This is a genomic window from Mucilaginibacter panaciglaebae, assembly GCF_039539265.1.
In the GTDB taxonomy this organism is placed as follows: Bacteria; Bacteroidota; Bacteroidia; order Sphingobacteriales; family Sphingobacteriaceae; genus Mucilaginibacter; species Mucilaginibacter panaciglaebae.
Window position 1 is genome coordinate 92998 of the sequence record NZ_BAABCV010000007.1, and the last position, 23191, is coordinate 116188.

Below are 23191 nucleotides of genomic sequence, written 5' to 3' on the forward strand. Positions count from 1 at the left end.
AAGCAATGAAAATGATCAGTAAAATAGCTAATGCAGCATTAGGACTGGTATTTATCGGATCAGCAGTTTTTGGTCAAAGTCTTGACGACGCCAAAAAAGCGATTGATGCCGAACAATACCAGAAGGCAAAGGGGATGCTGAAAAATCTGACAGTTACACAACCAAAGAGCGATGAAAACCTTTTTTATTTAGGATGGGTATACCTTATTCAAGATTATGCCGATTCTGCAAAAGCAACTTTCACTAAAGGGATAGCACTTGAACCAAAATCAGCCTTAAACTACGTGGGTTTAGGCGCTGTTGCACTGGCATCTAATGATAATGCGGGCGCTACATCAAACTTTAATCAGGCTATCTCGGTTGCCGGCAGAAAGGACGACCAGCCTTATTTATACATAGGTAAAGCTTATTTGCTGGATGCAAAAGATGGCAAATTTCCGCCTGCAAAAGCAAATGCAGCTATTGACGCTTTAACTAAGGCAAAAGATATTGACAAAAAAGATGCCGATGTACAAGTTACTTTAGGTAACGCTTACCGCTCACAGTTAAATAGCAATGCTGCTTACGATGCTTATCAGGCTGCTCTGGCGCTTGACCCAAAATCGCCTGCTGCTAATGTCGCAATCGGTGTGCTGTGGCATTATGCGCATAACTACGAAGAATCTGAAAAGCAATTCCGCGCAGCTATAGCTATCGATGCTAACTATGGCCCTGCTTACCGCGAACTGGCTGAAACTCAAAAAGATGAAGCTCAGGCAGATCTTAAAGTCGCATCGGTTAAAATTAAAGAGGCGGTTGAGAATTATAAAAAATACATCAGCTTAACCGACGAGTCGGTTGAATCATTACTACGTTATGCCGACTTCCTGGTTAATGCCGGCGATTATGCTACGCTGCAGGAAGTTGCAACCAAATTGTCAAGAGACGCAAATGTTAACGCGCGAGTGTACCGCTATTTGGGTTATGCAGCTTATGAAAATAAAGATTATAACGCGGGTTTAACAGCTTTGAATAATTGGTTCTCTAAAGCTACCCCTAACCGCATATTGCCGCGCGATTATGAATACTTAGGTAAATTGCAACTTGCTGCCGGTAAAGATACCGCAAAAGCTGTTGCTAATTTAACTAAGGCCGCAGAGCTAGATTCAACTAAAGCCGAGGATATTTTTGATGATCTTGGCAAGATGTTCTTTACTAAAGCGAAGTATCTTGACGCTGGTAAGGCTTATGAAGAAGTTGTAAATAGAATACATGGCAAACCATTATTAAATGAGCATTTTTATGCTGGTTATTCATATTATTTTGCTTTTAGCGATCAGGCTTCGGCTTACAGAAAAACACACGCTGTTAAGCCTGATTCAGGCTTATTAGTGAAGGCTGATACCTTATTATCGCAATATGAACGTTTAACCACTAATCCGGTAACGCAAGCTTTAACGACACGAGCTTATATTGCTGATTATAAAGACACCCTTTATAGCGACCTTAAAGGGATAGCCAAACCTCGTTATGAAAAGATCATTCAGGTAGTTGGTGCAAAAACAGAGTTAACCGCTGCTGATAAGAGAGCATTGGCTAATGCTTATGCATACTTAGGTAACTATGCTGAGTATCATGATAAAGATGACGCTAAAGCTGAAGAATATTTTACCAAAGCAAAAGAGTATAATCCTGATAACTCATATGCTAAGTTCTATTTCGATAATAAGAATGCCCCTGCAAAAACAGATAACACGGCAAAGCCACAGAAGGCAGGTAAAAAATAATATTAAAATAAAAAAGGCTCCAAACGGAGCCTTTTTTATTTACAGTCCATTTGTATATTTGCACCCATGGAAGTACAAAGTTTACCGGTAAATTATTTGCCGATTATTTTTCAAATGATTGTAGCTATAGGTTTTGTGGTTACTACAATGTTTGTTACCCACAAAATTGGTCCTAAACGCGTAACTAAAGATAAGCTGACGCCATTTGAATCGGGCATCGAAGTTATCGGTAATGCCCGTACACCTATCTCCATCAAATATTTTCTGGTAGCTATACTGTTTGTTTTGTTTGATGTCGAGGTGATCTTTATGTACCCGTGGGCTGTAAACTTTAAAGAGCTTGGCTCAAGCGGAATGATTGAGATGTTTATCTTCATGGCTACGCTGCTGGCGGGCTTTATCTACGTCATCAAAAAAGGAGCTTTAAACTGGGATTAGCCTGCCACTTCTGACTAATTTTCAGAAGAAAGATGTCTATACATCTGTCAAAATGCTGCTTGGTTTTGTAATTTATACAATAATTTGAGCGTTTTGTTTAGAATTGTTCTAAATATATCTGCAGCTGGTTTTAATGTGTTAAATACAAGGTTTTTTATCATAAATTTGCACTTTCTATTCGCGTTTTGGATAGGTATTTGTAGTAGTTGATTCATGAGTGATATTCAAATAGTTAATGCTCCGGCCGGTGTGGAGGGAGCAGGATTTTTCGCTACTTCGCTGGATCAGGCGGTAGGTCTGGCCCGCGCAAATTCTTTATGGCCATTGCCTTTTGCAACTTCATGCTGCGGTATAGAATTCATGGCTACCATGTCTTCACACTATGACTTGTCGAGATTTGGTGCAGAGCGTCTAAGCTTTTCGCCTCGTCAGGCCGACCTTTTAATGGTTATGGGTACCATTGCCAAAAAAATGGCCCCGGTACTTCGTCAAGTATATTTGCAGATGGCAGAGCCGCGTTGGGTTATGGCTGTTGGTGCTTGTGCGTCAAGCGGCGGTATATTTGATACTTATTCTGTATTGCAGGGTATTGATGAGATCATCCCGGTTGACGTTTATGTGCCCGGTTGCCCACCGCGCCCTGAAGGTATTATTGATGGCTTTATGCACATACAGGAATTGGTTAAAACCGAATCATTACGCAGGAGAAATACCCCTGAGTATCAAAAACTATTAGCTTCATACGGAATTCAGTAAATGGGTAAGATCACTAACCAAGAGCTTTTAAATAGCATCAATAGTAAATTTGAAGGACAAATTACGGTAACAGGCGAGCCTTTTGGCTTGCTGACTATAGAAACCAGAACAGATGGTATTATTGATTTGTTAAGCTATCTGAAAAACGACCCGATACTTCAATTCATTTATTTAACAGACATTACCGCCATACACTACCCTGAACAGGAGAAAGCTATTGGTGTACTATACCATTTACACAGTTTGGTAAACAATGTGCGCATACGCATTAAAGTGTTTATTGATGCTGTTGATTGCCATATACCTACTGCTACTGCCTTATGGCAAGGCGCCAACTGGATGGAACGCGAAACTTATGACCTTTTTGGGGTGATATTTGACGGCCACCCGGATCTGCGCAGAATATTGAATGTTGACGACATGACAGCCTTCCCGATGCGGAAAGAGTTCCCGCTGGAAGACCCAAATCGTGTTGATAAAAAAGATTACTTTTTCGGAAGATAAGAGATGCAAAACCATCCGGTATACACAGATAACGATCCGCAGAACGAAAACTCGACGCTTAACCTGGGTCCAACCCACCCGGCTACGCATGGGGTATTTCAAAACGTACTGCAGTTAGATGGTGAAAGAATTGTTAGTGGCGTATCAACCATCGGATACATTCACCGTGCTTTTGAAAAGATAGCCGAACACCGGCCATTTTATCAAATCACTCCATTAACAGACCGCTTAAATTACTGCTCATCGCCAATTAATAACATGGGTTGGCACATGACGGTTGAAAAGCTATTGGGTATTACTACTCCTAAGCGCGTAGACTATCTTCGCGTTATTGTAATGGAGCTGGCTCGTATTTCGGACCACATAGTTTGTAACGGCGTATTGGGTGTAGATACCGGCGCGTTTACAGGCTTTTTGTACATGATGGAGTATCGCGAAGCGATCTATGAAATTTACGAAGAGGTTTGCGGCTCACGCCTTACAACCAATATTGGCCGTATAGGCGGTTTTGAGCGTAACTTTAATGCCAAAGCATTCGACAAACTGCGCAAGTTTTTGGTAGAGTTCCCTAAAACGCTGAAAGAATTTGAATCACTGTTTAACCGTAACCGCATATTTGTCGACCGTACTAAAGGTGTAGCTCCGGTTACTGCCGAAGATGCGTTGAACTATAGCTGGAGTGGCCCGTTGTTGCGTGCTGCCGGTGTTGATTATGATGTTAGGGCGATGAACCCATACTCGTCTTACGAAGATTTTGACTTCGAAGTGCCCGTGGGTGAGAATGGCGATGTATACAGCCGTTTCCTGGTACGTAATGAAGAGATGTGGCAAAGTTTACGCCTTATCGAACAGGCTTTAGCTAAGCTGGAAAAAGAACCAAGCGATATTTTCCATGCTGACGTTCCTGAATTTTATTTGCCTCCGAAAGAAGAAGTATATAATAATATGGAAGCGCTGATCTATCACTTTAAAATTGTGATGGGCGAAATACCTACACCTGCCACCGAAGTATATCACTCGGTTGAAGGTGCTAATGGCGAGTTGGGCTTTTACTTGGTTAATGATGGTGGCCGTGCGCCATACCGTTTGCACTTCCGCAGGCCAAGTTTTATTAATTACCAGATGTATGCCCCAATGAGTAGGGGCATGTTACTGTCTGACGCGATAATTAACATGAGTAGTTTAAATATTATAGCCGGAGAATTAGATGCTTAGAGTTGAAGATACCGATTTAACACCGGTTGAGTTTTCAGCCGAACTGACAGCTAAGTTCGACGAGATTGTAAGTCGTTATCCGGCCGGAAAACAAAAGTCGGCATTGTTGCCAATTTTGCACTTAGTACAAGCCGAGTATGGCTGGACAAGCGCCCCGGCGATGGATAAAGTAGCCGGGTACCTTAAAATTCAGCCTATTGAAGTTTATGAGGTAGCCTCATTTTATACCATGTACTTTTTGCGCCCGCAAGGCAAATATGTTTTGGAGGTGTGTCGCACAGGCCCTTGCTGCCTTGTAGGAGCCGAAAAGATCATGGATCACCTGGAGCAAAAACTGGGTGTTAAAGAGGGCGAGGTTACTGCTGACGGTTTATTTAGCTGGCGGGGTGTTGAGTGCCTGGCTGCCTGCGGTTTTGGCCCGGTTTTACAAATAGGGCCGGAATATACTTTTTACGAAAAATTAACTAACGAGTCGGTTGATCAATTGATCACAGACCTTAAAGCCAAAGGATAACAATGTACCAGGCGATGGATAATGCAAATTTGATACTTGGAGATTCATTATTTGCATTGGGCTTTATCCTGACAATGTTAACCGGCGGATTAAACGAGTACGGAATTATACTGGTACCCTTGCTTGTTATAGCATTTGCCAGTTGTGCAGTAAGACACATTAACTATTATAACGAAACCGGAAGGTATTTTTAAAGCGAATGAGCGCTAAAACAATGATGATCATAAGGGACGTACTGTATACAGTACTAATTGTGCTATTGCTACTTCCGGGCCATCTGAACCCTTTTCCGGGAGTTAATATCATTTATAAAATACTGATTGCGATTTTAGCTTTAGGCACACGCGTTTGGCAGCACGTTAACTATTATAAAGCAACCGGAAAAATATATTAATAACATGGGACGCAAATTACTTTTAGAACATATTAACGTACCCGGCATCAACACCTTTGAGGTATATCGCCAGAAAGGCGGTTACGCATCGGTTGAGAAAGCTTTAAAGACAATGACACCCGATGAAGTGGTGGAAGAGGTGAAGAAGTCGGGTTTGCGCGGCCGTGGCGGCGCCGGTTTCCCTACCGGTATGAAATGGAGTTTCCTGGCTAAACCCGAGGGCGTTCCGCGTTACCTGGTTTGCAACGGTGATGAGTCTGAACCGGGCACTTTTAAAGACCGTTTCCTGATGACCTATATCCCTCACTTATTAATTGAGGGTATGATTACCAGTAGTTACGCTTTAGGAGCCAATACCTCATACATTTACGTACGCGGCGAAATGATGCCGCAGATCCGCATCCTTGAAAAGGCCATTGCCGAAGCAAAAGCAAACGGTTTCTTAGGTAAAAATATTTTAGGCAGTGGTTATGATCTGGAGCTGTATGTACAACCGGGCGGTGGTGCTTACATCTGCGGCGAAGAGACTGCGCTGTTAGAATCATTGGAAGGTAAACGCGGTAACCCGCGCATTAAACCACCATTCCCCGCTATTGCCGGTTTGTATGGCCGCCCTACCGTGGTAAACAATGTTGAATCAATTGCAGCTGTTGTCCCTATTGTAAATGACGGGGGCGAGGAGTATGCTAAAATAGGTATCGGCCGTAGTACCGGTACTAAACTGATATCTGCTGGCGGTAACCTGGCTAAACCGGGTGTTTACGAGATTGACCTTGGCCTGCCGGTTGAAGAATTTTTATACAGCGACGAGTATTGTGGCGGTATCGCTAACGGCAAACGCCTGAAAGCGGTTGTTGCAGGTGGATCGTCAGTGCCGATCTTGCCGGCAAACCTGTTTCTGAAAACTATTAATGGCGAAGGCCGCCTGATGAGCTATGAGTCTCTCGCTGACGGTGGTTTTGTTAGTGGTTCGATGATGGGTTCGGGTGGTTTTATTGCGTTTGACGAAGATCAGTGTATCGTAAGAAACACCTGGAACTTCGCCCGTTTTTACCACCACGAAAGTTGCGGACAATGTTCGCCTTGCCGTGAGGGTACCGGCTGGATGGAAAAAGTGTTGCACCGCTTAGAGCATGGGCACGGCAGCATGAGCGATATGGACCTGCTGGTTGATGTATCTAAAAAGATTGAAGGCAATACCATTTGCCCGCTGGGAGATGCAGCAGCCTGGCCGGTAGCCAGCGCAATACGCCACTTCCGCGATGAGTTTGAGTGGCATGTATCGCATGCAGGTGAGGCGGTAAGCAGAAATTATGGGATCGCTCATTATGCTGATCCATTGCCAAAGCTTGAGCCGAAAGCAGAACCGGCGGCTTAAAAAACTCGATTGTCATTGCGAGCGTAGCGTGGCAATCTCAAGGAGAAAGGCAGTCATGCATAGTTCGCGATTGCCACGCTACGCTCGCAATGACATAGTTTAATAAGAACTTGACTAAGATAAAATGTCAATGAAAGTTACAATAGACGGAATATCGGTAGAAGTACCAGACGGAACCACCATCCTAAACGCCGCAAGGATAATAGGTGGTGATATTGTGCCGCCTGCTATGTGCTATTATTCTAAACTGCAAGGTAGTGGTGGTAAATGCCGTACTTGTTTGGTAAAGGTTAGTAAGGGTTCTGAAAAAGACCCGCGGCCTATGCCTAAGCTGGTTGCATCATGCCGTACCACGGTGATGGACGGAATGGAAGTGCAGAACATTACCTCACCCGAGGTGATTGAGGCACGTAAAGGTGTGGTAGAAATGTTGTTGATTAATCACCCGCTGGATTGCCCTATCTGCGATCAGGCTGGCGAGTGTCAGTTACAGGATCTGGGCTTTGAACACGGTGCTGTTAAAACACGCTACGAGTTCGATCGTCGTACGTTTAATAAGATCGATATTGGTGATAAGATACAATTGCACATGACCCGTTGCATCCTGTGCTACCGTTGTGTTTATACTGCCGACCAAATTACCGACCATCGTATACATGGTATCCTGAACAGGGGCGATCATTCAGAAATATCAACCTATATTCAGGCTGCTGTTGATAATGATTTTTCAGGGAATGTTATTGACGTTTGCCCGGTAGGTGCTTTAACTGATAAAACTTTCCGCTTTAAAAATCGTGTTTGGTTTACCAAGCCGGTAGAGGCTCACCGCGATTGCGATCATGAGAAATGCAATGGCAAAGTAACCCTTTGGTATAAAGGCGATGACGTATTGCGTGTTACTGCACGTAAAGATCAATATGGCGAAGTTGAAGAATTTATCTGCAACACCTGCCGCTTCGACAAAAAGAAAACTTCTGACTGGGTAATTGAAGGTCCGCGCAAAATATCGCATCACTCGGTAATCAGCGCTAACCATTACGAAACCATGAAACCGTTACCGGTTGTAAAAACCAATCCGGTATTGAAAGAGGCTAATAAAACACAATTTGAACGCGAAACACGCTTATAATGGAATTAGCAGACATCATAATTAAATTTATACTGGTGATCATCATCTTCGCGATAAGCCTGGTGATAGCCATGTATTCCACTTATGCCGAGCGTAAATTTGCGGCATTTTTCCAGGACCGTATAGGTCCTAACCGCGCCGGGCCATGGGGCATATTGCAACCTTTGGCTGACGGTGGTAAGATGTTTTTAAAAGAAGAGATCATTCCAACCAATTCAAACAGCTTTCTGTTTATCGTAGGTCCGTCGCTGGCTATCATGACAGCCTGTATTGGCTCTGCTGTTATTCCCTGGGGTCAGCAATTAACTATCGGTAATCATGTTATCGATTTACAGGTTGCCGATATCAATGTTGGCATTCTGTACATCTTTGGTGTAGTATCGTTGGGTGTTTATGGTATTATGATAGGTGGCTGGGCATCAAATAATAAGTATTCTTTGCTGGGGGCTATTCGTGCAGCCTCTCAAAATATCAGCTATGAAATATCAATGGGCTTGGCAATCATTGCTTTATTGCTGGTTACCGGTACCTTGAGCTTACGCCAGATTGCCGAGCAACAGCATGGCTTTTGGGCTAACGGCTGGTTTACCTGGAACGCTTTTAAACAGCCGCTGGGCTTTTTGCTGTTCCTGGTTTGTGCTTTTGCGGAGACCAACCGTTCGCCATTCGATTTGCCTGAGTGCGAGACCGAACTCGTTGGTGGTTATCACACCGAGTACTCATCAATGAAACTGGGTTTTTACCTGTTTGCCGAGTATATCAACATGTTTATTTCATCAGCAGTTATGGCTACGCTTTATTTTGGCGGTTATAACTTCCCGTTTATGGATTTGATCCACTCGCCAAACCTGGTTGCCATTTTAGGTGTAGTAGCCCTGTTTGTGAAAGTGTTTTTCTTCATATTTTTCTTTATGTGGGTGCGATGGACGATCCCGCGTTTCCGTTATGACCAATTGATGGACCTGGGCTGGAAAAGCCTGATCCCGCTGGCCATAGCCAACATTATTATAACCGGAGTTTGGATTACTTTTATTAGAGGATAAAGATGGAACCACTGAGTAATAAAAGAAAAGAAGTAAATAATAAGCCGCTCAACTTTTTAGAGCGTTCTTACCTGCCTGCGATTGCGCAAGGGCTTTCAATTACGCTGAAGCACTTTTTCAAAAAGCCGGTCACCATTAGTTATCCGGAGCAAAAACGCGAGTTTTCAGAGAATTTCCGTGGTATGCACTCATTAAAGCGCGACGAACAAGGCAGAGAGCGTTGCACCGCCTGCGGCCTGTGCGCATTATCATGCCCTGCTGAAGCTATCACTATGATAGCCGCCGAACGCAGACCGGGCGAGGAGAATCTGTACCGCGAAGAAAAATACGCAGCGGTGTATGAGATCAACATGCTACGTTGTATTTTCTGCGGATTGTGCGAAGAAGCCTGCCCTAAAGAGGCAATCTATCTGGATGGCGATATCGTTCCGTCTGATTATTTAAGAAAGGATTTTATTTACGGCAAAGACAAATTAGTTGAGGCGCCGTTAAATCAATAAAGAAGTTTTATACATTTGCCCCCGATTTAAAAGGGGCGGATGTCTTGTAATAGTTAAGCATGAATACATTTTACTTTATTGCATTTTTGTCTGTAGTCTTCGCTATTTTGGTGATCTCTGCTAAAAATCCGGTGTATAGCATACTATACCTGATATTAACGTTCTTCACGTTCACTATTCACTATATTTTACTGAATGCCCAGTTTCTGGCTATAGTTAACTTCATTGTGTACATGGGTGCCATATTAGTACTCTTCCTGTATACGCTGATGTTAATGAACCTGAACAAAGAGAGTGAGGCGGCCAAATCAAACCTGATAAAAATTGCAGCGGTTATAGGCGGTGGATGCTTCCTGGTAACCATAGTGGCGGCTTTAAAGACATTTGGACACTCGGCACCTGTTGTGTTAAAAGACACCAACCTGGGCCTGGTTAAAAATTTAGGAAAGACATTGTTCAACGAGTATCTGTTGCCTTTTGAAGTATCATCGGTATTGCTTTTATCGGCAATGGTTGGTGCTGTTTTATTAGCCACTAAAGATCCAAAACACACAGCGTAAAGATCATCATGGAACACTTAACACAAACCATACAAACGGTACCACTTAATGCTTACATCACTTTAAGTACTGTAATATTTGCAATAGGGGTTATCGGGGTATTAGTACGTCGCAATGCGATCGTGATTTTTATGTCAGTTGAACTGATGCTGAATGCTGTGAACCTGTTATTAACCGCCTTCTCTGTTTATTTAGGCGATGCCAGCGGACAGGTATTTGTGTTTTTCATTATGGCCCTGGCCGCTGCCGAGGTAGCTATAGGCCTGGCCATCATTGTCATGATCTATCGCAATACAAACTCGATAGATATTAACGTGCTGAACAGATTAAAATGGTAGAGCCCATCCCAAACCCTCCCCTGGAAGGGAGGGCTTTAAGAGTAGGTTCAAATAATATATAATAATTAGAAAAAAATCATCTTAAATCTCTCCTACCGGGGGAGATTTAGAGGGGACTTATATGGAGAAATACATCTGGCTTATTCCTTTATTGCCGTTAGCAGGTTTCGTTATTAACGGCCTGGGCCGTAATACGCTTTCAAAGGGTATAATTGGGTTTATCGGCAGTTTACTGGTGCTGATAGCGTTTGGACTGAGTGTTGCTACTTTTTTCCAGATAAAATCAACAGGTCATGCTATTGATGTTAACTTGTTTTCCTGGTTTCAGGTAGGTAAGCTGCATGTTGATTTTTCTTTCCTGATTGATCAGTTAAGCTCAATTATGTTGCTGATCATCACGGGGGTAGGCTTTTTAATCCACCTCTACTCAGTTGGATATATGCATGATGATGATGGTTTCGGTAAGTTCTTTGCTTATCTGAATTTGTTCGTTTTCTTTATGCTTTTGCTGGTAATGGGCTCTAACTACCTAATCATGTTCATTGGTTGGGAGGGTGTAGGTCTTTGCTCTTATTTACTGATCGGTTTCTGGTATACTAACCCAAGTTATGCCGATGCTGCCAAAAAGGCTTTCATTATGAACCGAATTGGTGATCTGGGCTTTCTGCTGGGCATATTCCTGATCTTTACAACATTCGACAGCATATCATATCACGAGGTGTTTTTAAGAGCACCGAATGTTCATGACGCGCCATTTGTGCTAATTACTTTATTGTTATTTGTTGGTGCGGTAGGCAAATCGGCACAACTACCATTATTTACCTGGTTACCTGATGCAATGGCGGGCCCGACCCCGGTATCGGCTTTAATCCACGCTGCGACCATGGTTACAGCAGGTATCTATATGATTGCCCGCTCAAATATTCTCTTCACCATGGCACCTGAAACGATGGAGGTGGTTGCTGTGGTAGGCTTAATCACTGCGGCATTTGCAGCCGTGGTAGCCCTTACACAAACTGATATTAAGAAAGTACTGGCTTATTCAACCGTATCTCAATTAGGTTATATGTTCCTGGGTTTAGGCGTTGGTGCGTATACCGGAGCTTTCTTCCACGTATTAACTCATGCTTTCTTTAAAGCTTTATTATTCTTAGGTGCAGGTTCTGTTATTCATGCTATGGGTGGCGAACAGGATATGCGCAAAATGGGCGGCTTGAGCGGTAAGATCAAAATTACTTTTATTACCATGCTTATTGGCACTATAGCCATTGCAGGTATCCCGCCATTCTCTGGTTTCTTTTCGAAAGATGAAATTTTAGCTGCGGCTTACGCTCATAACACTACTTACTATGTAATAGGTGTCATTACTGCTATGCTGACCTCATTCTATATGTTCCGCATGATGTACCTGACTTTCTGGGGAAAATTCCGGGGCACACATGAGCAGGAGCACCACGTGCATGAATCGCCGGCCAATATGACTATCCCTTTAATTGTGCTGGCTATTTTATCGGCAATCGGCGGGGCAATCGGTGTGCCTGCAGTAATGGGCGGTCATCATGAATTACATGCTTACCTGTCGCCGGTTTTTGAGGGCTCAGCCAAATTACTTGGCGAACATGAGTTAAGCAGTGGTACTGAATGGACATTGATGGGTTTATCGGTAGCCGGAGCGTTGATAGCTATGGTTTACGCTTACGTTAAATATGTTAAAAACGCTCACGTACCGGTTGAAGATACAGAGGAACGCTCTATACTTTCAAACCTGTCATACCATAAGTTTTATGTTGACGAGATCTATGATTTTCTGGTCCGCAGACCACTGGATGGGCTTTCAGGCTTTTTTTACAACATTGTTGAGCGCTTAGGTATTGATGGTTTAGTGAATGACCTGGGTAAAGGCACATTAGAAACAAGTAAGGCTTTGCGCTTGCTGCAAACGGGTAATGTTGGGTTTTACATCTTTATGATGGTAGCTGGTATTGTTGCCATTTTAATATATAGTTTAAAATTGTTTACAATATAAAATGACGGTTAGCATATTAATATTTTTGCCGGTAATAGCGGCGCTTGTTGTTTTGCTGTTCAAAAACGAGTCGGCTAAACATGCTGCATTATTTTTCTCTGTTATTGAGCTGGCGATTGCAGGGGTATTTTTAGCCAAGTTTATACCTGACGCCAGCAGCCAATTCGGAATTGATGTGCCATGGATTCCTAAAATGGGCATTTATTTTAAGGCTGGCATTGATGGTATAAGCATGATCATGGTATTGTTAACAACAGCACTTGTGCCATTAATTATTTTAAGTACATATAAACATCAGTATAGCAACGCCAATGCATTTTACGCATTGATACTGTTTATGCAGGCCGGTATGCTGGTTGTATTTACCGCATTAGATGGTTTCTTGTTCTATGTAGGATGGGAAGCTGCTTTGATACCGATCTATTTCATCAGCGGTTTATGGGGCGGCGAAAACCGGGTCCGCATTACCATAAAATTCTTTATTTATACATTTGCCGGCTCTTTATTCATGTTGCTGGGGATGATCTTTGTTTACCTGCAATCGCCAAGTCAAACGTATGATATAGCTGATCTGTATCGCGGCGCACGCATGGTGTCAGGTCATTCAAGTTTAATATTCTGGGCGTTCTTCATCGCGTTTGCTATCAAGATGCCTTTATTTCCGTTCCATACCTGGCAGCCGGATACTTATACCGAGTCGCCGACCGCGGGCACCATGTTGCTATCAGGTATCATGCTAAAAATGGGTATCTACGGTGTAATCCGATGGATGATCCCGATAGCGCCTGAAGGCTTTTTATCCTGGCAAAACGTAGCAATGGCAATGGCAGTAATTGGTATTGTTTACGCCTCGGTTATCGCATTTACACAAACCGACGGTAAACGTTTAGTAGCTTATTCATCAATCGCACACGTAGGTTTAATAGCTGCCGGTATTTTCGCTTTCAACCAGCAAGGCTTGCAAGGATCAATGATCCAAATGTTAAGCCATGGTATTAACGTGGTAGGGATGTTTTTTATCTGGGACATCATCAGCCGCCGTTTAGGTACACGTACCATTAGCCAGTTGGGTGGCATTGCTAAAGTCGCCCCTCAGTTTGCCATCGCCTTTTTAATTATAACGTTAGGTACAGTGGCCTTACCGTTAACCAACGGTTTTATTGGCGAGTTTTTATTATTAAACAGTGTTTATCAATATAGCCTTTGGGTGGCTGCTGCCGCTGGTTTAACTATCATTTTTGGTGCAGTTTATATGCTTCGCATGTACAAAAATGTAATGCAGGGCACCACTAATGAGCTTACGCTAACCTTTGCCGACATCAGCGGCTCAGAAAAATTAGTATTAGGTATTATTTGTTTATTGATTATCGGTTTAGGTATTTATCCGCAACCTATACTACATATTTCGGCAGCTGCGGTTGACAATTTGATATACATTGTAAAATCATCAGGTAAGTTTTAATCATGAATACGATAATAGTCATATCTGTTTTACCTATAGTGCTTTTGTATTTAGGTTTATATAAAATGCAAAAAGCGTTGCTGCCCGTAACTATCGTGGGTTTGCTGGTTGCATTAGGTTTAGCGATTGGTCAATGGAATGGCAATGCGCTGCCTCAATATAGCGGCATGCTTTTGTTTAATAACTTCTCTGTTGCTTTTTCGGCGGTCACCATCATATCAACTATCCTGATCCTGTTATTATCAAAAGGGTACTTTGAGCGGATAAGTAACCACGTGGCCGAGTATTACGCTATCATCCTGTTCTCGTTAGCCGGCGTAATATTAATGGTATCTTACTATAACCTGACGATGCTGTTTATCGGCATAGAGATTATGTCGGTAAGTTTGTACATACTGGCAGGTATCAAAAAGAGCGACTTTGCTTCAAACGAAGCTGCGTTGAAATATTTTCTGATGGGGGCATTCTCAACAGGTTTCCTACTGTTTGGTTTCACTTTGATTTATGGGTCAACTGGCTCTTTCAGCCTGGAAGGTATCCAAAATTGGGTAATCACTCAAAAAATCATGACGCCCATGCTTTGTGCAGGTGTAATATTAGTAATTGTTGGCTTATGCTTTAAAGTGGGTGTAGCGCCTTTTCACTTCTGGACCCCGGATGTGTATGAAGGCTCACCCTCACTGATCACTGCCTATATGTCAACCGTAGCAAAAACGGCGAGCTTTGCAGCATTCCTGCGTTTGTTCTTTACTTGTTTCCCGGTTATTTCAAACATCTGGGAGCCGGGGTTAATTGCTATAGCTGTCATCACACTATTTATCGGTAACATTACTGCCTTATATCAGCAAAGCTTTAAACGCATGCTGGCTTATTCAAGTATCTCGCATGCCGGCTACCTGTTGTTTGCTATCCTTTCGTTAGGCGCGTCGTCAGCAAATACCATTTTTGTGTATGCTACCGCCTACTCAATTGCTTCTATTATAGCATTTGGCGCATTGATACTGGTACAACAAGAAACCAATAGCGACACTTTTGAAAGTTTTAATGGCCTGGGTAAGAAAAATCCATTTCTTGCTTTAGTGTTGACCATCGCCATGCTTTCATTAGCAGGGATACCGCTTACAGCCGGTTTTATAGGTAAGTTTTATGCATTTAACATGGCCATGGGCCAATACCATGTTACCTTGTTGGTTATAGCAGTAATTAACGCTATCATCAGCATATTTTATTATTTCAGGGTTATTATTGCCATGTATTTCCGCAGTGCAGAGCGCGAGCAAATTGCCCTGTCGCCGAGCTATATATTTGTTTTGGGCTTTGCAGCTTTAGCAACTATAGCCATCGGCGTGTATCCTCAGTTGATAAGCGGCCTTATATAATGGGCCGCCAAAATCCCCGGAAAATGATTTAATATTTGTAGTTTTACAAATATCTGAATGGAAAATTTCTGGGAACACCTGCAAAATCTTACAGACGCTCAATCCATTTTAAGCAAAGGTGGGTTCTACTTTCTGCTTGTTGTGATCTTCGCCGAGACGGGTCTGTTTTTTGGATTCTTTTTACCGGGCGACTATTTGCTGTTTATGGCGGGATTGTTATGCTCGTCGGGGATGATCGATGTGTCATTAGGTACACTGCTCCTATCGGTTATTTTAGCAGGCATTTTGGGTAATTATACAGGCTACTGGTTTGGTTATCGAACGGGGCCGGTGCTGTTCAGCAAAAACGATTCGTGGTTTTTTAAGAAGCGTTATATTGTAGTAGCACAGGAGTTTTATGCAAAGCACGGTGGCATGGCCTTAGTTTTAGGCAGATTTTTCCCGATAATAAGAACTTTTGCTCCTATCTTTGCAGGTGTAGTTAGGGTTGATTTTAAAAGGTTTACTATTTATAATCTCGCCGGCAGCATAGCCTGGGCAACCACATTTATCCTGTCAGGCTATTTTTTAGGCAGACGGTATCCCCAACTAAAAGATTACCTGGAATATGTGGTAATCGGATTAATAATAATTACAACAATTCCGCTTGTTTTTGCTTTCTTAAAAAAGCGATTAGCAAAAAGCGAATAAGATAAATATAATATACATCTAATAAATGAGTACACAACATCCTTGGCACCAGGTTTCTCCGGGTGATAACGTTCCTGAATTTGTAAATGCTATTATTGAGATACCTAAAGGCTCAAAAGCAAAATATGAGATTGATAAAGAGTCTGGTTTGTTAAAGCTTGACCGTGTGTTGTTTTCGTCAGTAATGTATCCGGCTAACTACGGCTTTATTCCGCAAACTTATTGTGATGATAAAGATCCTTTAGATATATTAGTACTATGTTCAACCGATGTGTTTCCGATGTCGATCATCGAAGCTAAGATTGTTGGCGTGATGCATATGGTTGACAATGGCGAGCAGGATGATAAGATCATCGCGGTAGCAAAAAACGATATGTCGGTAAACTATATAAATGATTTAAATGAGTTGCCCCCACATACGATGAAAGAGATTGTACGCTTTTTTAAAGATTACAAGGCATTAGAAAATAAGCAGGTGACTATTGAGCACATGCTGGGCAAAAAGTATGCTCATAAAGTAATTAACGAAAGTCTGGAACTGTATAAGTCGACTTTTCCTGTGTACCAATAATTAATTGATGGGCCCCGAGACACACGACATAAACGGTTATTCTATACTCCTAACCTTTTTACTGGTTTTATTGAACGGTTTTTTTGTTGCTGCCGAGTTTGCACTGGTTCGCGTACGCGGATCGCAGATCGAGGTTAAAGCAAAAGCCGGCAGCCGCATTGCCAAAGTTACCCGGGGTATTGTAGCCAATCTGGATGGCTACTTAGCCGCCACGCAGTTGGGTATCACCATAGCCTCGTTAGGTTTGGGGGTAATAGGAGAAGAAGTATTTACAAATGTGGTGTTAAAAGGCTTCGTGTCTATTGGCGTTGATATCTCGTCGAGTTTTGTTAATACTTCGAGTCATGTTATAGCCTTTATACTGATCACTGTTCTAAGTATAGTATTTGGCGAGCTGGCTCCTAAAACACTTGCTATACAAAGGTCGGTGCGTACGGCACTGGCCGTATCAGCCCCCTTAAGGATATTCTTTTTGGTTTTTAGGCCCATTATATGGGTACTGAATGCTTTTGCCAATTTGATCTTACGATTAATAGGAATCAACATCATTCCGGGCCATGAGGCGCATCACAGTTCTGAAGAATTGCAATACCTGTTGGAGCAGGGCAAAGAGACCGGTGCTATTGATTCAAGTGAGCACGAGTTGATCCAGAATGTATTTGAATTTAACGAGCGTGTAGTGAAAAACATCATGGTACCGCGTACCAAAATATCTGGTGTCGAAGTAAGCACGGGTAAAGAAGAATTATTAGACCTGCTGATTACAGAAGGTTACTCGCGTTTACCGGTCTATGACGAGGTGATTGACAAGATTGTAGGTATTGTACACGCTAAAGATATCCTGCCACTGTTGGCACGTAACGAGGAGATTGTTTTAAAAGATATTATCCGCAAGCCGTACTTTATCCCGGAAACTAAAAAGATCAATGACTTGATGGCCGAGCTGCAGCAAAAACGCATACAGATAGCTATAGTATCTGACGAGTTTGGCGGCACTGCCGGTATGGTTACTTTGGAGGATATAGTGGAAGAATTGGTAGGGGAGATACAGGATGAGTATGATGAGGAAAAACCAATTGTAGAAGCCCTGAACGACCGTGAGTTTATTGTGAATGCCTTAGCGCCGATATACGACGTGAATGGACACTTGCCGCACGACTTGCCTGAGGATGGCGATTTTGATACGGTGTCGGGCTGGTTAGGCGATATTTTTGGTAAAATACCCGACGTCGGCGAGCAAAAGGAATCAAATGGCTACAATATCACCGTACTCAAAAAATCCGACCAAAACATTGAGTCGGTTAAGCTGGAACTATTGTTGAATGAAGAAGATACGGTAGATTTACACTAATCTGCTTCGCTCATGCATCTTTTTTATACGCCAGATATCGCCCCATCACATCCCCAATATTTTTTAAACGAAGAAGAAAGTAAGCATGCAGTGCGCGTTTTGCGCCTGGAGGTTGGCTCTGAAGTGCAACTGATTGACGGCAAGGGTGGACTGTATACGGCGCAGATCAAGGATGCGCACCCTAAACGTACTATCCTGCAGATTACTGATGTAACTACCGGATACAATAAACGCAATCACTATCTCCACATCGCGATAGCGCCTACTAAAAACCTGGATCGGCTGGAATGGTTCCTGGAAAAAGCTACCGAAATTGGTATTGATGAAATATCTCTGATTATATGCCAGCGTTCCGAACGTAAAGAGGCTAAAACCGAAAGGTTGAATAAGATCATTACCTCGGCTATTAAACAATCTTTAAAAGCTTATCACCCCGTGTTGAATGAGTCTATTACTTTAAATAAATTTCTGACACAACCATTCGAGGGACAGAAATTTATAGCACATTGCGAAGATCAAGAGAAGAGCAGCTTGCCGACTGAATTGCAAAAGCTTGGCCGTTACCTGATATTGATAGGCCCCGAAGGCGATTTCTCGCCGGCAGAGATAGAAACAGCTTTGGATAATGGATATAAAGCCATAACTTTAGGTAAAAGTAGGCTGCGTACAGAAACGGCTGCGCTGGAAGCTTGCTTTGAGGTAAATTTTTTGAATAGATAATTTGCACTTTGCTTTTTTGTCATCCTGAATGAAGTAAAGGATCTTAAATGTCCTTTACATCCCTCGTTTCGCTCAGGATAAGACTGGTTATTATTATCGCAAAATGAAAAGAGCCATTTACGCCATTTGTACAAGTTGTTTGCTTATCCTGATCAGCAGTTTCAACGTGCCTACCTACAAAATGGCAAAGCTCAAATATAGTGGTGGCGGAGATTGGTATGGCGACCGCACAGCGCTGCCCAATCTGATCAAGTTTTGTAATGAAAATCTGAAAACGAACTTTGAAACTGACGATGACATTGTGGAGCCGGGTAGCGCACAGCTGTTTAATTATCCGTTTATATTTATGACGGGTCACGGTAATGTGATCTTCTCTGACCAGGAGGCGGCCAACCTGCGCAAGTATTTAACAGGCGGCGGTTTTTTGCATATTGATGATAATTATGGCTTGGATAAGTTTATCCGTCCGCAAATGAAAAAAGTATTCCCTGAACTTGATTTTGTGGAGTTGCCATTAAATTATCCCATATATCACCAAAAATTCCCATTCCCTAACGGCTTGCCTAAAATACATGAACATGATGGCAAACGCCCCCAGGGTTTTGGCCTGATCTATAAAGGCAGGCTGGTGTGTTTTTACACTTATGAATGCGATTTAGGCAACGGATGGGAAGATTACGGCACTTATGCCGGTGATACCCAGGAAAGTCGTTTAAAAGCTTTAAAAATGGGCGCTAACTTGATACAGTATGTATTAACCCAATAAGATCATGTACCAATTTAATATCAATAACAAATATAGTTTTGCTATCAACAGCGCAGGCGATAACCTGTTAGTGAATGATAATAGGGTACAGGCAGATATAAAACAATTAAGCCCTGCTACCTGGCATGTTATCGCGCAACATAAATCGTATAATGTGACGTTAATAAGCCTCGATAAAGTTGCCAAGACGGCCCAGATCAGAGTTAATGATAATATCTATGATATTACAGCCAAAGATCGCTTTGATTTGTTGCTTGATAAAATGGGCCTCAGTAATTTAACGTCTGCTACAATAAGTGAACTTAAGGCACCTATGCCTGGCCTTGTATTAAAAGTTTTTACGGAGGATGGGGCTACCGTACAAAAAGGGGATAATCTCTTTATTCTGGAGGCTATGAAGATGGAGAACATTATTAAATCGCCGGTTGACGGAGTAGTCAAGGCCATAAAAGTCAAACCTGGGGATAAGCTGGAGAAGGGGCAAATACTTTTGCAATTTATGTAAGATACATGTGCTATAATGCCCGCAGCTCAGACAAAACTGTCTTAGAAGAGTTTTGGTTTACTCGACGTTGTACATAACTTAATAAAAAGGGCCGTCTGAATATGGTGTGACCCCAAAAGTTAGACAAAAACTTTTGGGGTTTACTTCAATATCAGACAGCCCTTTTTATATATAACCAGTTGTTATTATTTCGCTTTTTTAACGCTGAAGTGAGGTTTGCCTTGAGGGTGTATCTCAGGTGCGCCTACAAGGTCCATAGCGCAACGGAAACCAATTTCGGCACTTGCATCATCCTCATTCATGAAACGGCGTGTGGCAGGGTTTAACCAGTAAGCCATGTCATTCCATGAGCCGCCTTTATAAACTTTTGATTTGTTGCTTACCAAAGTCGTGGTACCGTATAAACTGTTGTTTACAGTATCCAGATAACCTCGCGCATCCGGGTTATAAGGTTTGCCGGCTAAAGGATCTTTTTGCGCAGCAGATGCAGCAGCACCCGTACCAGGGGCGCCGGCAGTAGTAGCCCCACCCTGCTGAGAGGCGATCAAATCTGCATAGCTCATTTTCTTAGCTGATTTTGCCGGATCTTTAATTGGGCGGCCATATTTATCTTTAGCGTATTTGCCGGTTGCCGGGTCAGCTAAGCGTTTGTCAACGAACTCATTACCACGGAATGGGTTAAAGTCGTCAACATCTTCAAATGTCATTTGGCGATAAGTATCCTGTACCCACTCGTTAACATTGCCGGCCATGTTATATAAGCCAAAATCATTAGGTGGATAATATCGCACCGGCGCCGTGATAAACGCTTTGTCGTTTAGATATCCGCCAACACCGCCATTATCTCCCTGGCCGCGTTTAAAGTTGGCCAGGATCAAGCCCCGGGTAGATTTTTTAGCAGAACGAACACCTAAGCCGTTCCATGGATATATTTTACCGTCAGTGATATTTTCAAATTGAGTGTTACCTGCTAAAGCCATAGCTGCATATTCCCACTCGGCCTCTGTAGGCAAACGGTAAGCTGGTTTCAGAATACCGTCTTCAACAGTTACCGTTCTAACCGCTTTTTTCTGACCTGCGGCAGGTTTGCCGGTTAAGTCTGGCTGCATCTTTTTACCATCAATACCCTGGCCTCTGTACTGGTTGTTCAGGTATATATCGGTATTGAATGGTATCTTTTGTGCGTTAGCGGCGGCGTTAGCTTGGGTGCCTTTAACAGCTCTGGGATTAAGAATTTTGCCCTGTTGTTGCAGGATAAACTCATTCATACGGTCGGTACGCCAAACGCAATAATCTTGCACCTGATCCCAACTGACACCTACAACCGGATAGTCCTGAAAAGCAGGGTGACGCAAATAATTGTTTACGTAAGGCTCATTGTATGACAATGGTCTGCGCCATACCAATGTATCGGGTACGGCGTTATAATATAATTCATGATCCTGAGGGAAAGTAGCGCTGATCCAGTGCAGATAATCCAGCCAGTCCTGGTTAGAAACTTCTGTTTCGTCCATATAAAAGGCAGGGATAGTTACTCTTTTGCGTACATTGTTGTATTCAAAATTAATATCCTGATCGGCACTTCCACCTAAAACAAAGGTACCACCTTCAATAGCTACCAGACCCGGGCCCGGAGCGGGATGGGTTTGCCTAAACTTTGAATATCCATATTTCTTATCGTTATATGGAATCCCTGTTTTTTGCGATTTCTGGCTTTTATGACACCCGCTTAATATCGTCCCAACTCCCAACAACGCTAAAGCAGTGTAAGTAAAAAGTATTTTCATATTTTTACACAAATTATATAGGGGTAAATTTATAAATTTTTTTAAATAAAATACTAAACTTAGTCTGGCGTTAAATAAAGAATTTAATCGCCTTTGCACTTTAACGTAGAAAGTGCGAACAGTGTTGCATAACGGATAATTTTAATTAAAAAAACTTAAACCGCACCATGTTAACAAATCATAATTAGTATATATTTATCCGATCAAATAAAAACGGCCTGTCCAATGAAGTTTTCTTACCGAAAGACCTCTCTAATATATATCGTACTACTGATACCTTTTTTTGCCGTTGCTCAAACAGGCTCAAACACCAACGGAAGTAGCGCAAATGCAATACCTACAGCAGTCCCTTTTTTAAATATTTCACCCGACTCACGTTCAGGAGCTATGGGCGAGGCCGGCGCGGCTATTTTGCCAGATGTTAACGCTAACTATTGGAACCCGTCAAAACTGGCTTTTTTAGATACAGCAAGCAATTCGGTAGCGTTGTCATATAGCCCCTGGTTACGACATTTAGTTCCCGACGTAAGCCTGTCTTACTTAAGCTATGCTCATAAACTGGACGGCAGGAATACGCTGGGTGCTTCATTGCGTTATTTTAATTTAGGATCGATACAATTGATTGACGCTAATCAGAACGAACAGGGAACCTATCGCCCGAGTGAGTTCTCGTTCGATGTTTCATTTGCGCGTAAGTTTGGGAATGATTTTTCCTTGGGCTTAACAGCGCGTTATATCCACTCCAACTTGTCGAATCAGTCGTTTGCGTCTGGTGCAAGCCAGCAAACAAAGGCTGGAAATGCTTTTGCCGCCGATGTGTCAATGTATCATACGGGCACCCATCGGCAGTTTGGTAAGGACGCTACCTTTAGCTATGGTGTTGATATTTCAAACATCGGCACAAAGGTTAGCTATACCGATGTTGGCCCTTCTTACTTTTTACCAACTAACTTAAGGATTGGTTTTGCAAATACTCTCAATATAGACGATGTTAACCAGCTTACTTTTGCTTTTGATATCAATAAATTGTTGGTACCCACGCCACCTATACGTGATAATAGTGGAAATATTATAAAAGGAAAAAATGACGATGTGTCGGTACCAGCCGGTATATTTGGATCATTTACTGACGCGCCCGGAGGCTTTAGCGAAGAGATTAAAGAAATAACTTTTTCGCCGGGTTTTGAATATTTGTATAATCAGCAGTTTGCTATCCGTGCAGGTTATTTTTATGAAAATGCCGACAAGGGCGGGCGCCAGTACCTGACTATAGGGCTTGGTTTGCAATATGATGTTTACCGTTTCGACTTTTCATACCTGGCCGCAACCCAGCAAGCCAGTCCGTTAGCAAATACATTACGCTTTACATTGGCCTTAAATTTCGGCGGTAACAAATAAT

The 23191-nt window shown here is 42.6% G+C and carries 24 protein-coding genes; 23 read left to right on the plus strand and 1 reads right to left on the minus strand.

The features are described from left to right. The first annotated feature begins 5 nt into the window (after positions 1-5). The 22 genes from ABD772_RS10955 to ABD772_RS11060 all read left to right on the plus strand — a co-directional run bounded on the left by ABD772_RS10955 (position 6) and on the right by ABD772_RS11060 (position 20005). Positions 6-1766, plus strand: a complete 1761-nt coding sequence (locus tag ABD772_RS10955; RefSeq protein ID WP_345103978.1) for a tetratricopeptide repeat protein — start codon at positions 6-8, stop codon at positions 1764-1766. Positions 1767-1832: 66 nt separating this feature from the next. Beyond that, complete coding sequence (locus tag ABD772_RS10960) at positions 1833-2204, plus strand: NADH-quinone oxidoreductase subunit A (RefSeq protein WP_345103981.1); 372 nt, start codon at positions 1833-1835, stop codon at positions 2202-2204. 213 nt (positions 2205-2417) lie between these two features. After that, positions 2418-2960, plus strand: coding sequence for an NADH-quinone oxidoreductase subunit B (locus ABD772_RS10965; protein ID WP_345103984.1), 543 nt, complete (start codon positions 2418-2420; stop codon positions 2958-2960). Then, entirely contained in the window at positions 2961-3464 is a 504-nt protein-coding gene (locus ABD772_RS10970; RefSeq protein WP_345103987.1) for an NADH-quinone oxidoreductase subunit C, read from the plus strand. A gap of 3 nt (positions 3465-3467) precedes the next feature. Continuing rightward, positions 3468-4679: an NADH-quinone oxidoreductase subunit D gene (locus tag ABD772_RS10975; protein WP_345103990.1), complete on the plus strand. Its 1212-nt coding sequence runs from the start codon at positions 3468-3470 to the stop codon at positions 4677-4679. Beyond that, positions 4672-5193, plus strand: a complete 522-nt coding sequence (locus ABD772_RS10980; RefSeq protein WP_345103993.1) for an NADH-quinone oxidoreductase subunit NuoE family protein — start codon at positions 4672-4674, stop codon at positions 5191-5193. Before ABD772_RS10975 ends, ABD772_RS10980 begins: the two co-directional genes overlap by 8 nt. 199 nt (positions 5194-5392) lie before the next feature. Then, complete coding sequence (locus ABD772_RS10985) at positions 5393-5587, plus strand: hypothetical protein (RefSeq protein ID WP_345103996.1); 195 nt, start codon at positions 5393-5395, stop codon at positions 5585-5587. Between the two features lie 4 nt (positions 5588-5591). Beyond that, positions 5592-6965: an NADH-quinone oxidoreductase subunit NuoF gene (nuoF, locus tag ABD772_RS10990; RefSeq protein ID WP_345103999.1), complete on the plus strand. Its 1374-nt coding sequence runs from the start codon at positions 5592-5594 to the stop codon at positions 6963-6965. A 130-nt stretch (positions 6966-7095) separates the two neighbouring features. After that, a complete protein-coding gene (locus ABD772_RS10995) occupies positions 7096-8094 on the plus strand; it encodes an NADH-quinone oxidoreductase subunit G (protein WP_425562827.1) in 999 nt (332 codons plus the stop codon). Then, on the plus strand, positions 8094-9137 hold the full coding sequence (gene nuoH / locus ABD772_RS11000) for an NADH-quinone oxidoreductase subunit NuoH (RefSeq protein ID WP_345104005.1): 1044 nt from the start codon (positions 8094-8096) through the stop codon (positions 9135-9137). The genes ABD772_RS10995 and nuoH overlap by 1 nt, the downstream gene beginning before the upstream one ends. 2 nt (positions 9138-9139) lie before the next feature. Continuing rightward, positions 9140-9637, plus strand: coding sequence for a NuoI/complex I 23 kDa subunit family protein (locus ABD772_RS11005; protein ID WP_345104008.1), 498 nt, complete (start codon positions 9140-9142; stop codon positions 9635-9637). Positions 9638-9696: 59 nt separating this feature from the next. Next, on the plus strand, positions 9697-10197 hold the full coding sequence (locus ABD772_RS11010; protein ID WP_345104011.1) for an NADH-quinone oxidoreductase subunit J family protein: 501 nt from the start codon (positions 9697-9699) through the stop codon (positions 10195-10197). An 8-nt stretch (positions 10198-10205) separates the two neighbouring features. Beyond that, positions 10206-10535, plus strand: coding sequence for an NADH-quinone oxidoreductase subunit NuoK (nuoK, locus tag ABD772_RS11015; protein ID WP_345104013.1), 330 nt, complete (start codon positions 10206-10208; stop codon positions 10533-10535). Between the two features lie 121 nt (positions 10536-10656). Then, entirely contained in the window at positions 10657-12561 is a 1905-nt protein-coding gene (gene nuoL / locus ABD772_RS11020) for an NADH-quinone oxidoreductase subunit L (protein ID WP_345104016.1), read from the plus strand. 1 nt (position 12562) lies between these two features. After that, entirely contained in the window at positions 12563-14023 is a 1461-nt protein-coding gene (locus tag ABD772_RS11025) for a complex I subunit 4 family protein (protein WP_345104019.1), read from the plus strand. 2 nt (positions 14024-14025) lie between these two features. After that, the gene (locus ABD772_RS11030; RefSeq protein WP_345104022.1) at positions 14026-15402 is read left to right on the plus strand and encodes an NADH-quinone oxidoreductase subunit N; all 1377 of its coding nucleotides are present in this window, start codon (positions 14026-14028) and stop codon (positions 15400-15402) included. 57 nt (positions 15403-15459) lie between these two features. After that, positions 15460-16092, plus strand: a complete 633-nt coding sequence (locus ABD772_RS11035; protein WP_345104027.1) for a DedA family protein — start codon at positions 15460-15462, stop codon at positions 16090-16092. Positions 16093-16117: 25 nt separating this feature from the next. After that, positions 16118-16663 carry an inorganic diphosphatase gene (locus ABD772_RS11040; RefSeq protein ID WP_345104029.1) on the plus strand — a complete coding sequence of 182 codons (546 nt, stop codon included), beginning with the start codon at positions 16118-16120 and terminating at the stop codon, positions 16661-16663. Between the two features lie 7 nt (positions 16664-16670). Further along, positions 16671-18014, plus strand: coding sequence for a hemolysin family protein (locus tag ABD772_RS11045; protein WP_345104032.1), 1344 nt, complete (start codon positions 16671-16673; stop codon positions 18012-18014). 12 nt (positions 18015-18026) lie between these two features. Next, positions 18027-18734: a 16S rRNA (uracil(1498)-N(3))-methyltransferase gene (locus tag ABD772_RS11050; RefSeq protein ID WP_345104035.1), complete on the plus strand. Its 708-nt coding sequence runs from the start codon at positions 18027-18029 to the stop codon at positions 18732-18734. A 103-nt stretch (positions 18735-18837) separates the two neighbouring features. Beyond that, the gene (locus ABD772_RS11055) at positions 18838-19500 is read left to right on the plus strand and encodes a DUF4159 domain-containing protein (RefSeq protein WP_345104038.1); all 663 of its coding nucleotides are present in this window, start codon (positions 18838-18840) and stop codon (positions 19498-19500) included. Between the two features lie 4 nt (positions 19501-19504). Next, on the plus strand, positions 19505-20005 hold the full coding sequence (locus ABD772_RS11060) for an acyl-CoA carboxylase biotin carboxyl carrier protein subunit (RefSeq protein WP_345104041.1): 501 nt from the start codon (positions 19505-19507) through the stop codon (positions 20003-20005). A gap of 185 nt (positions 20006-20190) precedes the next feature. Here the strand turns inward: ABD772_RS11060 and ABD772_RS11065 are convergent, their stop codons facing one another. Continuing rightward, positions 20191-21792: an SUMF1/EgtB/PvdO family nonheme iron enzyme gene (locus ABD772_RS11065; RefSeq protein ID WP_345104044.1), complete on the minus strand. Its 1602-nt coding sequence runs from the start codon at positions 21790-21792 to the stop codon at positions 20191-20193. A 225-nt stretch (positions 21793-22017) separates the two neighbouring features. On the opposite strand from ABD772_RS11065, the gene porV reads away from it, so the two are divergent. Beyond that, complete coding sequence (porV, locus tag ABD772_RS11070) at positions 22018-23190, plus strand: type IX secretion system outer membrane channel protein PorV (protein ID WP_345104047.1); 1173 nt, start codon at positions 22018-22020, stop codon at positions 23188-23190. Position 23191 lies beyond the last annotated feature (1 nt).